Origin of the sequence: Nonomuraea soli (assembly GCF_013761175.1) — a bacterium.
Taxonomy (GTDB): domain Bacteria; phylum Actinomycetota; class Actinomycetes; order Streptosporangiales; family Streptosporangiaceae; genus Nonomuraea; species Nonomuraea soli.
The window spans coordinates 800,855-814,587 of record NZ_JACDUR010000003.1; the positions used below are offsets into that span (position 1 = coordinate 800,855).

Consider the following 13,733-nt stretch of genomic DNA (forward strand, 5'->3'; position numbering starts at 1 on the left):
GGAATGAAACACTTGGCCGTCAACACCACACGACCGAGGCGGTAACCCACGTGAGCGGCACGGCACGACCCATCACCATCGTCGGCACCCCGGTGCTGCACTCCCCGTGCCGGCCGGTCGAGCGGTTCGACGACGAACTGGCCGCGCTGGTCGACGACATGTTCGCCAGCATGTACGCCGCCAACGGCGTCGGCCTCGCGGCCAACCAGATCGGCGTGGACCTGCGGGTGTTCGTCTACGACTGCCCGGACGGCGACGACGTCTTCCAGAAGGGCGTGATCGTCAACCCGACGCTGGTGCTGCCCGAGGGCCAGGAGCGCAACCTCGACCCCGACGACGAGGGCTGCCTGTCGATCCCCGGCCCGAGGGCGGTGGTCGGCCGTCCTGACCTGGCGACGTGTCACGGGTTCGACGTGACGGGCGCTCCGGTGACCGTGCACGGCACCGGCGTGCTGGCCCGGTGCCTGCAGCACGAGACCGACCACCTCGACGGCATGCTCTACATCGACCGGCTCTCCAAGGCCGCGCGCAAGCAGGTCCTGCGCGAGTTCGAGGAGCGCCGCGCCGGGGCGGCCACGTGAACCTGGCAGGCCTGGGCGACGGTTTCGCGCAGTTCTGGCGTGAGCGGCACCTGTGCACGCTCACCACGGTCCGCCCCGACGGCACCCCGCACGTGGTGCCTGTCGGGGCGACGCTCGATCCCGAGACGGGCATCGCCCGGGTGATCACGTCGGGCGGGTCGCGCAAGGCCGTGCTGGTCGCGCAGGGCGCGACGAAGGTGGCGTTGTGCCAGGTCGACGGCAGGCGCTGGTCCACGCTCGAAGGCGAGGCGGTGGTGCGCCGGGAGCCGGAGCAGGTGGCCGACGCGGAGCGGCGTTACACCGACCGCTACCGGCCGCCGCGGCCCAACCCGGAGCGGGTGGTGCTGGAGATCATGGTCACGCGGGTGCTCGGCAACGTCTGATCGGGCGCCGACCCGGCCGTGAGCGCCATCGCGATGGCGGGCCACTGCTCCAGCGCGCCCTGCACGACCGGGTCGGTGGCACCCAGGAAGGCCAGATGCTGGATGGCGTGCGCGACGACGTGCGACTCCCCGATCAGCGCCGGGGAGGGCCTGGCGGGGGCCTCGCCCCTGGCGATGGCCGGGTCGTCGAGGACGATCCTGTCGGCCTGCGGATCCGGGTCGGGGCACACCGCGTAGGTGAGCACGATCTCGTCGTGCTCGGGCAGGTGGCGCCAGCTCGTCGAGTGGACGACGCACGCGGGATCGTCGGCACGCACTCCGCTGATCCGCCGGGCGGCCGCGTCGGGCCCTTCGCCGGGCGTGGGCGCGCCGGTGACCCGGCGGTACGACCACACCCCCTCGTGGTCGGCCAGCAACATCAGCACCTCAACGGAGATCACGGCGCTCCTCCCAGTACTTGCGACCATTATGCAGGAGCATCTGCCAAGCAAATGGCGAGTTGCGGCAGCGCGTGTCCCGTGCGTGGCTGGTACGGCAGGCACATGAGGAGGACACGATGCACGGGGCACTGGTGTTGATGGGCTCGGGGGAGACCAGCCCGACCATGGTCGAGATCCACCGGGGCGTGATCGGCGAGCTGGGCCCGAAGCCGCGGGCGGTGCTGCTCGACACCCCCTACGCCTTCCAGGAGAACGCCGCCGACATCTCCAACCGCGCCCGTCAGTACTTCGCCAGAAGCGTGGGCGTGGAGGTCGAGGTCAACGGCGTCGTGACCGGCGCCGACTGGGTGTTCTGCGGTCCCGGAAGCCCCACCTACGCGTTGGACCGGTGGTCGGGGAGCTCGGTCCCGGCCGACCTGCGCGCCAGGATCCGGGCGGCGAGGGGGGTGACCGTGTTCGCCTCCGCGGCGGCCTGTACGGCAGGAGCCGCGACCGTCCCGGTCTACGAGATCTACAAGGTGGGAGCGGAGCCGCACTGGCGCGAAGGGCTCGACCTGCTCGCCGTGATCGGCCTGGACGCCGTGGTGATCCCGCACTACGACAACGCCGAGGGCGGCACCCACGACACCCGCTTCTGCTACCTGGGCGAGCGCCGCCTGTCCCGCATGGAGCGAGAGTTGCCGGCCGGGACGGGGGTCCTGGGCATCGACGAGCACACCGCGCTGCTGATCGACCTCGTCGACGAGCGGGTGCGGGTGGCGGGGCGCGGCGGCGTCACCGTGCGCACGCGGGAGGGGCAGAGCGTGCTGCCCGCCGGATCGGGAGCCACGCTCGACGAGCTGCGGGTGCTGCTGCGCGGCGAGGCGCGGCTCGGCGAACCCGCGCCCGTGCCGCGGGCCGCCCCGCAGGAGACCCTGTCGGAGCTCGTCGAGGCGAGCGAGCGGTCGTTCGCCTCCGCGCTCGGCTCCGACGACGTCTCCGCGGCGACCCGGGCGCTGCTTCGCCTGGAGGAGGACATCGCCGGGTGGTCGGCCGACACCGAGCAGGACGACGGCGGCCCCGAGCAGGCCAGGGAGGTGCTGCGCAGGCTCATCGCGGCGCTCGGGACGCACACCGCCGGTCAGGCGCTGGCCAGGCTCGTGCCGCCGCTGCTGGCCGTACGGGAGAAGTTGCGGTGCGAGGGCGCCTACGGCCAGGCCGACCTGCTGCGTGAGGCGCTCGTCGAGGGCGGAGTGCGAGTGGAGGACACCCCCGAGGGTCCCCGCTGGAGCATCGACGGCTGATCGCGCCACCGGTGGAATATCTCGCCGGAGGCTTCGGTTCAGGTAGATGCAAACGCATGAAGTTATACGAAGAGTGAGGATAGTCATGCAATTCGGAGTCTTCTCGGTCAGTGACATCACCCGCGACCCCGTGTCGGGCCACACCCCGAGCGAGGCCGAGCGCATCGACGCCGTCGTGCGGATCGCCCAGAAGGCCGAAGAGGTCGGCCTCGACGTCTTCGCCATCGGCGAGCACCACAACCCGCCCTTCTTCTCCTCCTCGCCCACCACGCTGCTGTCGCACATCGCGGCGACCACCGAGCGCCTGATCGTGTCGACGGCCACCACGTTGATCACGACCAACGACCCGGTGCGCATCGCCGAGGAGTACGCGATGTTGCAGCACCTGTCGAAGGGCCGCATGGACCTGATGATGGGACGCGGCAACACCGCCCCCGTCTACCCGTGGTTCGGCCAGGACATCCGCCAGGGCCTGCCGCTGGCGCTGGAGAACTACAACCTGCTGCACCGGCTGTGGCGTGAGGACGTCGTCGACTGGGAGGGCCGCTTCCGCACCGCGCTGCAGGGTTTCACCTCGACGCCGCGTCCGCTCGACGACGTCCCGCCTTTCGTGTGGCACGGCTCGATCCGCACCCCCGAGATCGCCGAGCAGGCCGCCTTCTACGGCGACGGCTTCTTCGCCAACCACATCTTCTGGCCGAAGGAGCACTTCATGCGGCTGATCAACTTCTACCGTCAGCGCTACGCCCACCACGGCCACGGCACGGAGAAGCAGGCCATCGTCGGCCTCGGCGGCCAGGCCTACATCGCCCGCAGGTCGCAGGACGCGATCAAGGAGTTCCGCCCCTACTTCAACGAGGCGCCCGTGTACGGCCACGGCCCCTCGATGGAGGACTTCATGGAGTCCACCCCGCTGACCGTCGGCAGCCCCCAGGAGGTCATCGACAAGACGCTGACCTTCCGCGAGCACTTCGGCGACTACCAGCGCCAGATGTTCCTCATCGACCACGCCGGCCTGCCGCTGAAGACGGTGCTCAACCAGCTCGACCTGCTCGGCGAGGAGGTCGTGCCGGTGCTGCGCAAGGAGCTGGAGGCCAGGCGCGACCCGGAGGCGGCCGAGGCTCCCACCCACGCCGCCCGCGTCAAGGCCAAGTACGGCGACCAGGCGCCGCGCCAGCCGCGCCCCAACGCCAACCGCGGCGACAACGTCACCGGAGGCTCGCCGTACCAGGACTCGCAATGACGGCAAACGGCTCCTGGGAGGGGCTGATGTCGGCCTACTCCACGCTGATGAAGGAGTTCGCGGCCGAGGACATCTGGGACGGCCTGTCGATGCGCGAGTACGACGTGCTCTACACGCTGTCGAAGTGCCCGGAGCCGACGCGCGTCGGCGACCTGCACAAGCACGTGCTGCTCAGCCAGCCCGCGTTGTCGCGGCTGGTCGAGCGGCTCGTGGAGCGCGGCCTGATCGCGCGGTGCGCCGACCCCCTCGATGGCAGAGGGGTGCGCGTGTCGCTGACCGAGGCCGGGCGGGAGACACAACGCCGCATCGGCGGCCGTCACGCCCGGTCCGTAGCCCGCGCGGTCAACGCCGCGCTGACCCCCGAAGAGATCCGCCTCCTGGGCGAACTGACATGGAAGCTGAGCAATCATGGAACTGGTAGTCGTCACGGCGGGAACGAGTGACCCCTCCTCGACGCGGATGCTGGCCGACAGGACCGCGCAGAAGGTCGCGGAGCTGGCCGGACAGCGCGGCGGCGAGGTGCGCGTCCGCGTGATCGACCTGCGCGAGCTGGCCACCGAGGTCACCACCGCGCTGATCTCCCCGATGGTCGGGCCGAAGCTGGAGAAGGCGATCGCCGCGCTGCGCGAGGCCGACGGCGTCATCGCCGCCACCCCGGTGTTCAAGGCGGGCGCCAGCGGGCTGTTCACCTCGTTCTTCCAGGTGCTGGAGAACGACCTGCTGATCGCCAAGCCGATCGTGCTCGCCGCCACCGCCGGTACGGCACGGCACGGGCTGGTGGTCGACGACCAGATGCGCTCCCTGTTCGGCTACCTGCGCTCGATGGTCGCACCCACCTCCCTGTTCGCCGCGCCGGAGGACTGGAGCGACCCGGCGCTGAACAAGCGGATCGAGCGGGCGGCGCTCGAACTGTTGCTGCTCATGGAGAGCGATTTCGCGAGCAAGGTGGAGTGGCGGAGCTACAACCACGAGGACAGCAACGATTTCGCGATCGACCTGGACTCCGACCTGATGAGGCTGGCCGCGGGAGGCTCTTGAATTACGGGGGGTTCACGGGTTACAACAGGCACACGTGAGAGAGCGCTCTCTCTCACGGTCGAAAGGACCCCCCTATGCCTCGCGCGTTATCCTTCGTGATCGCGATCACCCTCCTCGCCACCGCGGCCGTGGCCATGCCCGCCCAGGCGGCTCCCACGGCCGATCTGGGCCCCAACGTCACCGTCTTCGACCCGTCGATGCCGGTCGCCGACATCCAGGCGACCCTCGACGCGGCGCACGCCGCCCAGGTCAACGACGAGATGGGCACCAAGCGCCACGCCTACCTGTTCAAACCGGGCACCTACGGCACCGCCGAGCAGCCCCTGCAGATCAAGGTCGGCTACTACACCGAGGTCGCGGGCCTCGGCGCCTCGCCCACCGACGTCGTCATCAACGGCAAGGTCGAGGTCTACAACCGCTGCCTGGCCGACGGCGGCACCGGCAACTGCCTGGCGCTGGTCAACTTCTGGCGCACCCTGTCGAACCTCTCGATCAACATCAACGCCGCGGGCCAGGACGGCTGCCGCTCGTCGGCCAACTTCTGGGCCGTCTCGCAGGCCGTCTCCATGCGCAGGCTCAACGTCAGCGGCGGCACCCTGTCGCTGATGGACTACTGCACCGCCGGGCCGCAGTACGCCAGCGGCGGCTTCATTGCCGACTCCAAGCTGCCCTCCGTGGTCAACGGCTCGCAGCAGCAGTGGCTCACCCGCGACAGCGAGGTCGCCGGATGGTCGAACGGCGTGTGGAACCAGGTCTTCTCCGGCGTCGTCGGCGCCCCCGACGACTCGGCCTTCCCCGCCCCGCCGTACACGACGATCGACACCACCCCGATCAGCCGCGAGAAGCCGTACCTGTTCGTCGACCCGCGCGGAAAGTACCAGGTCCGCGTGCCCTCCGCCCGCCGCGACACCCGAGGCATCACGTGGGGCGCGGGCATGACGCCCGGCAGGACGATCCCGCTGTCCGACTTCTACGTCGCCAAGCCCGGCGACTCCGTGCACGTCATCAACCTGCACCTGGCCCTGGGCAAGCACCTGCTGCTCACCCCCGGCGTGTACGACGTCGCCAGGAGCATCAGGGTCATCAGGCCCAACACCGTCGTGCTCGGCCTCGGGCACGCCACCCTCACCGCGGTCAGGGGAGCCACCCCGCTCGACGTCGCCGACGTGCCCGGCGTGGTCGTCGCGGGCGTGACGGTCGACGCCGGCCTGGACAAGTCGCGCGTCCTGCTGAAGGTCGGCGACCGGCACGGTCTGCGGTGGAGCCAGCCAGACAACCCCACGACCCTGTCCGACGTGTACTTCCGCGTGGGCGGTCCGCACATCGGCAAGACCGACACCGCGCTCGAGGTCAACAGCGACAACGTCCTCATCGACCACGCCTGGGTGTGGCGCGCCGACCACGGCGTCGAAGGCTTCACCGACACCCAGCGGTGGAACACCAACCACGGACGCAACGGCGCCGTCATCAACGGCGACCGCGTGACCGCCACCGGGCTGTTCGTCGAGCACTTCCAGCAGTACAACACCGTATGGAACGGCGAGGCGGGCACGACGATCCTCTACCAGAACGAGCTGCCCTACGACCCGCCCACGCAGGCCGACTGGATGAACGGCGACGTCGAGGGCTGGGCCGGCTACAAGGTCGGCGACCGCGTCAGGACGCACACGCTCTACGGCGGCGGCGTCTACGTGTTCAACCAGAACAACCCGGAGATCCACACGGAGAACGGTTTCGAGGTGCCGCAGCGGCCCGGCATCAAGCTGCACCACATCATGACCGTCAACCTCAGCGCCGGGATCATCGACCACGTCGTGAACGGCGTCGGAGAGGCGGCCGACACCACGAAGATCGGCGTGCCGGTCTACATCGTGGACTATCCGGCGGCCCAGTAGCGGAAGGCGGGCTGGGCGCCCGGCACGGCAGCGGAAGGCGGGCTGGGCGCCCGGCACGGCGCTCAGCCCACCTCGCCGAACGCCTGCCGTGCCAGCGGCTCGTGGGCCACTCCGCGCCACTCCGTGAGCAGCACCGTGGCGTCGTCGTGAAGCTTGTCGCCGTGGTAGGCGAGGATGTTGGCGACCAGCCGCCGCAGGGTCTCAGGGACTGGCAGGTTGCCGGTGTGGTGGCGGATGATGAAGTCCACGAAGCGGGTCAGCCCGAACTCCCGGCCGTTCGCCGCGCCCGCCTCCGTGATGCCGTCGGTGTAGAGCAGCAGCCGGTCGCCCGGCTCCAGCTGCTCACGGCAGACGGTCACGGGCAGGCCCGCGTCGAGGCCCATCGGATGCGCGGGCGGGCACCCCAGAGTGGTGCTCCACCTGCCGCCGCGGATGAGCACCGGCGGCGGGTGGCCGCGGTTGATCCAGGTCAGCAGGCCCGTACTCAGATCCAGGTCGGCCATGATCGCCGTTACGTAGCGGTTGGCCCTGCCGAACTCCTCGATGAGCACCCGTTCGATGGCGGCGCTGTTGCTCGCCAGGTCCATGTCCTGGCGGCGGTGGTTGCGGCAGGCGGCCATGGCCAGGTTGGCGGTGAGCCCGGCCGACACGTCGTGGCCCATGGCGTCGAAGACCGCCAGGTGCAGGGTGTCGCCGTGGAAGGCGTAGTCGTAGGTGTCTCCGCCGATCTCGTAGGCGGGTTCCATCACCGCCCCGACCGTCACCCGCGGCGTGGCGCAGGTCAGCGGGGGGATGAGCCGCCACTGCATCTCGGCCGCGACGTTCATGGCGTGCGTGCGCACCAGACGCGGATAGGTGTCGCTGTGGGCGCGCTGGCTGACCAGCAACAACGCCAGCAGGGAGGCCAGGTGCCTGCCGTCGCGCTCGGCGTTCGGGCCGAGCAGCTGCACCACGCCGATCCGCTCGGTGCCGTCGAGCAGCGGTTGCCACCACAGCAGCCGGCCGTCCTCGTCCTTCTGCGACAGGGTCCTGACCTCCTGGAAGGCCCGCCCGGCGAGCGTGGCGTCGATGCGCAGCGGCTGGTCGCCGGAGGCCATCGGCTTCAGCAGGTTCTGCTGCAGGTCGGCGAGATAGATCACCACCCGGTCGAAGCCGGCGAGAACGGCATGGTCGGTCACCAGCGCCGGCAGGTCGTCCAGCGTTGCCAGGTGACTGGCTTGCAGCAGCCCGGTCAGCATGCGCTCCAGACCGCTCCTGTCCGCCATGAGGTAACCCTCTACCCGAGAGCCGCCAGGTCTCACATCTGGGCTCACGCATGCGGCCACCCCGTCGTCGCGCGCCCACAATGGACGGTGTGACGTCGCATCACTGGCGCGGCTGGTGCTTACTGCGCCCCGGTCTCCTGCTGCTCGGCGGGTCCGTCGGGAGCAACGACCTGCACGCCCACCACGCGGTCCAGTTGCTGGCCGCCACGGAGCCCTTCACCATGGCCGACGCCGAGGGCGGGCGGCTGACCTCCACGATCGCCGTCGTGCCTCCCGGCGCCCCGCACACGATCGTCGACGGAGCCCGTGAGGCCCTGCTGGTGCTCGTGGACCCACGCAGCGCTCCCGGCCGTGCCCTGCTCGCCTGGGCGCAGGCGGGAGCCCGGGCCGCGACCTGGTCGCCGCCGGAGGAGACCGGCATCGAACACCCGGCGGGAGTGCGGCGGCCCCTCATGTTCGCCCGGCCCCCGGCCGGTCACGCACGATCGGCGGAGGCGGTGCGGGCACTGCGGCTGCTGGAGACGTGGACGGGTCACGACGGCGCCGCCGACGTCCCCCGCCACCCGGCCGTCGACGCCGCCATCGAGGTGATCCCCGGTTTCCTGCGGCGCGGTCCGGTGCGGCTGGGACAGGTGGCCGAGGCCGTGCACCTGTCGCCGAGCTGGCTGGCGCACCTGTTCAGCGCGCACGTGGGCATCCCGCTGCGGCCGTACGTGCGGTGGCTGCGCCTGCAGCGGGCCATCGGCCTGGTGGCCGCGGGCCAGACGCTGACGGCGGCGGCCCACAGTGCGGGCTTCACCGACAGCCCGCACTTCACCAGGGCATTCCGCGAGTCCTTCGGCAACACGCCGTCGGAGCTCGCGGCGGCCATCGACTGGGTGCCCTAACGCAGCTCGCGCTTGAGGATCTTCCCGGTCGCGGTCATCGGCAGCGTGTCGCGGAACTCGACGATGCGCGGGTACTTGTAGGCCGCCATGTTCTCCTTGCACCAGGCGACGAGCTCGTCCTCGCTCACCGTCGCCCCCGGCGCCGGGATCACGTAGGCCTTGACCTCCTCGCCGTGCGAGTCGTTCGGCACGCCCACGACCGCCACGAGCGACACCGCCGGGTGCGTGATCAGCACCTCCTCCAGCTCGCGCGGATAGATGTTGAAGCCGCCCCGGATGATCATGTCCTTGCTTCGGTCGAAGATGGCGTAGTAGCCGTCCTCGTCGCGGGTGGCGATGTCGCCGGTGCGGAACCACCCGTCGCGCAGGACCTCCTCGGTCTCCTTGGGCCGCCCGTAGTAGCCCTTCATGATGTTGTGGCCGCGCACGGCGATCTCGCCGGGTCCCTCGCCCAGGATGGTGTTCCAGTCGTCGTCGACCAGCTTCATCTCCACGCCCCAGATCGGGAAGCCGATCGTGCCGGGCTTGGTGGGGCGGCTGAGCTGGTTGAAGCTGGCCGCGGGCGAGGTCTCCGACAGGCCGTAGCCCTCCAGGATCGCCACCCCGAACGTGGTCTCGAAGTCCTTGATCACCTCGACTGGGCAGGCGGCGGCCCCCGACACCGCCACCTTCAGGGTCGTGGGCACCTCGTCGCCGTCCGCGTGGATCTTGCTCAGCATGCCCCAGTACATCGTGGGCACCCCGGCGAACATGGTCACCTTCTCCTTGCGCATGAGCGCCAGCGCCTCGCCCGGGTCGAAGCGCGGCATGAGCACCAGGGTGCCGCGGCGGCGCATGGTCACGCTCATGACGGAGATCTGGCCGAAGGAGTGGAAGAGCGGCAGCACGGCCAGCGACACGTCGCCGGCGGGGTCGGCGGGGAACATCTGGTCGCTGACCATGGTGTTGATCAGCAGGTTGACGTGCGACAACTCGGCGCCCTTGGGCTGTCCCGTGGTGCCGGAGGTGTAGAGGATGGCCGCGGTGTCGTCGGGGGCGGTCTGCACCGTCTCGAAGTCGCCCGACATGCCGTCGATCGCCGCCCAGAACGACTCGCCGTGCTCCGACTCGGTGGCCAGCGGCGTGGCGGGCAGGACCAGGAACAGCTCGCACCCGCCGGTGGCGTCGAACGCCTCCCGCCCCCGCGCGCCCATCGGCAGCTCGGCGGTGCCCTCGAAGCAGAACAGCGCCTTGGCGTCGCTGTCGTCGAGGTGGTAGGCGATCTCGCGCGGCTGCAGCAGCACGTTGAGCGGGACCACGGTCGCCCCGGCCTTGAGGATGCCGAAGTAGACGAAGGGGAAGTAGGGCACGTTCGGGCACATCAGGGCGACCTTGTCGCCCTTGCCGACGCCCCGCGCCACCAGCAGGTTGGCGACCTGGTTGGCGACGGTGTCGACCATCGAGTACGGCAGGCGCAGGTCGCCGAAGACCAGCGCGGTGCGGTCGGGAACGTGGCGGGCGCTGTCTTCCAGGACGATCGACAGATTGAGCACGGGGGACCCCTTCCTCGGAACCGTCCCCCAGGATGCCGAGCCGATCGCGCCAGGGCTTGTACGAACGTGTCGTCTACGCTCACCGCACTGATTCCTTGGAGGGGGCACGCGTGAAGCTGGTCGACGGGGTCTGACCTACGAGATGACCGGCTCGCCGCGGGCCGCGTCGCCGATGGCCAGGTCGAGCTGGGCAAACGTCGATTAAAGCGGGGTATCCGGATGATCGTTACGGGGAACCGTCCCGATCATGCGTCTACCGATCTTGGCGACCGTCGTGTCCGCCGCGCTGATCTCCTTGATCGCCCCGCCCGCGACGGCCGCCACGGATCCGCTGAAGGTGACCTTCGTCGCCCGCCAGTGCCCGGAGTACAGCGACATCATGGCCAACCTGGCGCGCAACAACATCCAGGAATCCCTGCGCGACCTCGGCAAGGACAGCGTCTACACCAGCGGCCAGCCGATCGACCCGGCCATCGAGGACCCCAACGACCCCAACTGCAGCCCCCTGGTCGGCTGGCGCTTCACCTGGGGCAACGGCGTCAACGGCCAGCTCGACCTGCTGAGCCTGGTCAGCGGCCCGGCCGGGCAGGTCCCGCCCACCAAGCCTTCCACGGCTTGGCTCGACGACAAGGGCCTGCCCACCGGCAGGTCCGTCGCCGGAGCGGTCACCGTGACGCTCGACGACACCCAGAGGCAACTCCTGGCCGGCAACCGGCTGTGGGTGCAGGGCGGCTACGTCGATGACCCGCTGCTGAACGGCGTCTTCGGCAAGGGCGCGTACGGCTTCGGCGCCCTGCGCTGCTCGGTCGACAACCTCAACGGCGACAACGTCGAGCAGGTCGCCTTCCCGTCCGGCCGTACGCACGTGTTCTGCTACTACTACGCGGTCACCCCGCCGCCCCAGGCGGGCACCATCGTGGTTCGCAAGGAGATCGTCGGCGGCGGCTCCGACGAGCACACCGTCGGCCTGCACGGCAACGTGTCCTACAACCCGGGCGGCGGTTTCCAGATCGACGCGACGCCGGGCGATCCTGGCGACATCACCTTCAATCGCGCCGAGACCCTGCCGGGCGACGACCCGTGGGAGTTCGAGGAGGACCCGGTACCCGGCTGGACTCTCGACTCGCTCACCTGTGTGTCGGCGGACGGCACCAGCACCAGTGACGTCACCGGCGCCAAGGCGAGCATCACCCTGGCGGCCGGCGACACCGTCACCTGCACCTATGTCAACAGGCGCGTCTTCGACACCGGCATCACCGTGTACAAGCGCACCCTGGACGGCGTCGGCGGGCCGTTCCCGATCACCGTCGAGCGTCCCGACAGCACCGTGACCGACCTCGGCGCGGTGGAGACCGCCGAGGAAGGCGTCCCGGTCGAGGCAGGTGAGGTCACCGAGGCCGAGGCGGGCGACTACGTCGTCACCGAGACGCTCCCGCCGCCCACGGCCCACGGCTACTGGACGGCCGTCGGCATGGAGTGTGTCGACGTCGACGCGAGGGCGACGCGCGGACGTCTGATCGGCCGCAGCACGCAACCGCGCTTCCACGTCACCCTCGACGCCAGGCCGGTCAACTGCACGATCACCAACCGCTTTCACCCCGAGGGCAGCATCACCATCGAGAAGCTGACGCGCGACGGGTACACGACCACCGAGTTCGTCATCCGCTCGCTGGACCCCAAGACGGTGATCGAGCGACGCAAGCTCGGCCCCTTCCAGGAGGAGACCACCACGGCTCCAGGCTCCAACCCCGACTCGGCGACCCGCGATCATCTGCGTCCCGGCACGTATTTCGTCAGCGAACTGAACACCGACGGCACTTCGGGCGACTGGGAGCTCATCAGCATCGTGTGCGACGGCCGGAGTTTCCCGGTGGCCGGGGCCACGGCCAGGATCGAGCTCACCGCCGACTCGCCCGACCACACCTGCCGCTTCACCAACGAGCTCGACGGCGGCACCCTCATGGTCGAGAAGCTCGTACGCGATCCGCGCGGCCTGCGCACCGGACCGGTGAAGATCACGGTGAGGTGCGACAACGGGCAGACGGCGCTCCTGAGGGCCGCGCACACCGGCCTCGTGCGCATGCCCGAGCCGCTCAGGCTGCAGGGACCCACCCGATGCGTCGTCCGTGAGACGGCCGACGGCGCCTCAGGACCGATCAAGGTGCGCACGTTCGTCCGCGTGGACGGGGGAGAACGACGCGCGGGCCGGTCGGCCGAGGTGGCGGTGAACGCGGGAGAACAGGTCACCGTCCGCCTGATCAACACCTACGTCACCAAGGCGAAGCTCAAGTGACCAAGGACGGCTCACCGGCCCGGGCCGCGCTGGCCGCGCTCGTGCGGCGGCTGCGCACCGGGCCGCTGAGCCGTCTTCTCGTACGGCTCGCGCACGTCAGGCCGACCGAGAGCGCCTTCGTCCTGGCCGCCCAGCTGTTCCTGTCGGTCTTCCCGCTGCTGCTCATCATCACAGTGATCACGCCGGACGCGGCCAGGGGCATCATCCAGACGATGAAGGAGCGCCTGGGCCTGGAGGGCGAGGCCGCAGGGACGATCAAGGACCTGTTGTACGGCACGCAGGACAGCGGCCACGGCGCGATCACCGTCATCAGCGTGATCGTCGCCCTCATCTCCGCGACCAGCTTCACCAGGGCCCTGCAACGTCTCTACGAGCGCTCATGGCAGATCGGCGCGCTCGGGCTGAGGGGCAGCTGGCGCGGCGCCGTGTGGCTGCTCGGGTTCCTGGGCTACATGGAGATCATCTTCCTGTCGAGCAGGCTGATGAGGGGCACGCCGCTGGAGTCGCTGGTCTCGCTGTTGTGGGGTGTGCTGCTGTGGTGGTGGACACCGTACCTGCTGCTGGGCGGCAGGGTGCGGTGGCGGGCGTTGTTGCCCACGGCTCTGCTGTCGATGGTGTCCATGATCGTGCTCAGCGTGGTGTCGGCGATCTACATGCCGATCGTGCTCGACAACAACGAGCGCAGGTACGGGCTGATCGGCGTGGTGTTCGCCCTGGAGTCGTGGCTCGCGGTCGTCTGCGGGGCGCTGGTGGGCTCGGCGGTGCTGGGGGCGCTGGCCGCGCAGTCGGACGGGAGGATCGGGCGGCTGGTCAGGGGCGTCGAGCCGGTCGACGGCTGGCGGCGGGACACCAAGAAGAAGATCGTTGACCACTTGCCGGGCGATCCTTGATCC

The 13,733-nt window shown here is 70.0% G+C and carries 13 protein-coding genes; 10 read left to right on the forward strand and 3 right to left on the reverse strand.

Going from position 1 to position 13,733, the window contains the following annotated elements; genetic code table 11:
- Positions 1-50: 50 nt before the first annotated feature.
- On the forward strand, positions 51-581 hold the full coding sequence (gene def, locus HNR30_RS16700; protein WP_181610754.1) for a peptide deformylase: 531 nt from the start codon (positions 51-53) through the stop codon (positions 579-581).
- Positions 578-964, forward strand: a complete 387-nt coding sequence (locus tag HNR30_RS16705) for a pyridoxamine 5'-phosphate oxidase family protein (protein WP_181610755.1) — start codon at positions 578-580, stop codon at positions 962-964. Before def ends, HNR30_RS16705 begins: the two co-directional genes overlap by 4 nt.
- Here the strand turns inward: HNR30_RS16705 and HNR30_RS16710 are convergent.
- Positions 889-1,404: a hypothetical protein gene (locus tag HNR30_RS16710; protein WP_181610756.1), complete on the reverse strand. Its 516-nt coding sequence runs from the start codon at positions 1,402-1,404 to the stop codon at positions 889-891. The genes HNR30_RS16705 and HNR30_RS16710 overlap by 76 nt on opposite strands.
- Before the next feature lie 116 nt (positions 1,405-1,520).
- Between HNR30_RS16710 and HNR30_RS16715 the strand changes: the two genes are divergently transcribed.
- The 5 genes from HNR30_RS16715 (at position 1,521) to HNR30_RS16735 (ending at position 6,863) form a co-directional block, all read left to right on the forward strand.
- Positions 1,521-2,687 (forward strand): cysteine--tRNA ligase, encoded by a 1,167-nt coding sequence (locus HNR30_RS16715; RefSeq protein WP_181610757.1) that lies wholly within the window; start codon positions 1,521-1,523, stop codon positions 2,685-2,687.
- Positions 2,688-2,772: 85 nt separating this feature from the next.
- Entirely contained in the window at positions 2,773-3,930 is a 1,158-nt protein-coding gene (locus HNR30_RS16720; RefSeq protein ID WP_181610758.1) for an LLM class flavin-dependent oxidoreductase, read from the forward strand.
- Positions 3,927-4,373 carry a MarR family winged helix-turn-helix transcriptional regulator gene (locus HNR30_RS16725; RefSeq protein ID WP_181610759.1) on the forward strand — a complete coding sequence of 149 codons (447 nt, stop codon included), beginning with the start codon at positions 3,927-3,929 and terminating at the stop codon, positions 4,371-4,373. The genes HNR30_RS16720 and HNR30_RS16725 overlap by 4 nt, the downstream gene beginning before the upstream one ends.
- Complete coding sequence (locus HNR30_RS16730; RefSeq protein ID WP_181610760.1) at positions 4,339-4,968, forward strand: CE1759 family FMN reductase; 630 nt, start codon at positions 4,339-4,341, stop codon at positions 4,966-4,968. Before HNR30_RS16725 ends, HNR30_RS16730 begins: the two co-directional genes overlap by 35 nt.
- Before the next feature lie 74 nt (positions 4,969-5,042).
- Complete coding sequence (locus HNR30_RS16735) at positions 5,043-6,863, forward strand: pectate lyase-like domain-containing protein (RefSeq protein WP_181610761.1); 1,821 nt, start codon at positions 5,043-5,045, stop codon at positions 6,861-6,863.
- Positions 6,864-6,925: 62 nt separating this feature from the next.
- Here HNR30_RS16735 and HNR30_RS16740 read toward each other — a convergent pair whose 3' ends face one another.
- The gene (locus HNR30_RS16740; protein ID WP_220133609.1) at positions 6,926-8,128 is read right to left on the reverse strand and encodes a PP2C family protein-serine/threonine phosphatase; all 1,203 of its coding nucleotides are present in this window, start codon (positions 8,126-8,128) and stop codon (positions 6,926-6,928) included.
- 89 nt (positions 8,129-8,217) lie between these two features.
- Here HNR30_RS16740 and HNR30_RS50145 point away from each other — a divergent pair, with 89 nt between their 5' ends.
- A complete protein-coding gene (locus HNR30_RS50145) occupies positions 8,218-9,015 on the forward strand; it encodes a helix-turn-helix transcriptional regulator (protein WP_220133610.1) in 798 nt (265 codons plus the stop codon).
- Here HNR30_RS50145 and HNR30_RS16750 read toward each other — a convergent pair.
- A complete protein-coding gene (locus HNR30_RS16750) occupies positions 9,012-10,547 on the reverse strand; it encodes a long-chain-fatty-acid--CoA ligase (protein WP_181610763.1) in 1,536 nt (511 codons plus the stop codon). The two genes, HNR30_RS50145 and HNR30_RS16750, sit on opposite strands and share 4 nt — an antisense overlap.
- A 247-nt stretch (positions 10,548-10,794) precedes the next feature.
- Between HNR30_RS16750 and HNR30_RS16755 the strand changes: the two genes are divergently transcribed.
- The gene (locus HNR30_RS16755) at positions 10,795-12,840 is read left to right on the forward strand and encodes a prealbumin-like fold domain-containing protein (RefSeq protein WP_181610764.1); all 2,046 of its coding nucleotides are present in this window, start codon (positions 10,795-10,797) and stop codon (positions 12,838-12,840) included.
- The gene (locus tag HNR30_RS16760) at positions 12,837-13,730 is read left to right on the forward strand and encodes a YhjD/YihY/BrkB family envelope integrity protein (protein ID WP_181610765.1); all 894 of its coding nucleotides are present in this window, start codon (positions 12,837-12,839) and stop codon (positions 13,728-13,730) included. Before HNR30_RS16755 ends, HNR30_RS16760 begins: the two co-directional genes overlap by 4 nt.
- The last annotated feature ends 3 nt before the right edge of the window (positions 13,731-13,733 follow it).

Coding starts and splice junctions, on each gene's coding strand:
- HNR30_RS16715 (WP_181610757.1), top strand. CDS start 1,521: ATGCACGGGGCACTGGTGTTGATGGGCTCGGGGGAGACCAGCCCGACC.
- HNR30_RS16720 (WP_181610758.1), top strand. CDS start 2,773: ATGCAATTCGGAGTCTTCTCGGTCAGTGACATCACCCGCGACCCCGTG.
- HNR30_RS16725 (WP_181610759.1), top strand. CDS start 3,927: ATGACGGCAAACGGCTCCTGGGAGGGGCTGATGTCGGCCTACTCCACG.
- HNR30_RS16730 (WP_181610760.1), top strand. CDS start 4,339: ATGGAACTGGTAGTCGTCACGGCGGGAACGAGTGACCCCTCCTCGACG.
- HNR30_RS16735 (WP_181610761.1), top strand. CDS start 5,043: ATGCCTCGCGCGTTATCCTTCGTGATCGCGATCACCCTCCTCGCCACC.
- HNR30_RS16740 (WP_220133609.1), bottom strand. CDS start 8,128: ATGGCGGACAGGAGCGGTCTGGAGCGCATGCTGACCGGGCTGCTGCAA.
- HNR30_RS16755 (WP_181610764.1), top strand. CDS start 10,795: ATGCGTCTACCGATCTTGGCGACCGTCGTGTCCGCCGCGCTGATCTCC.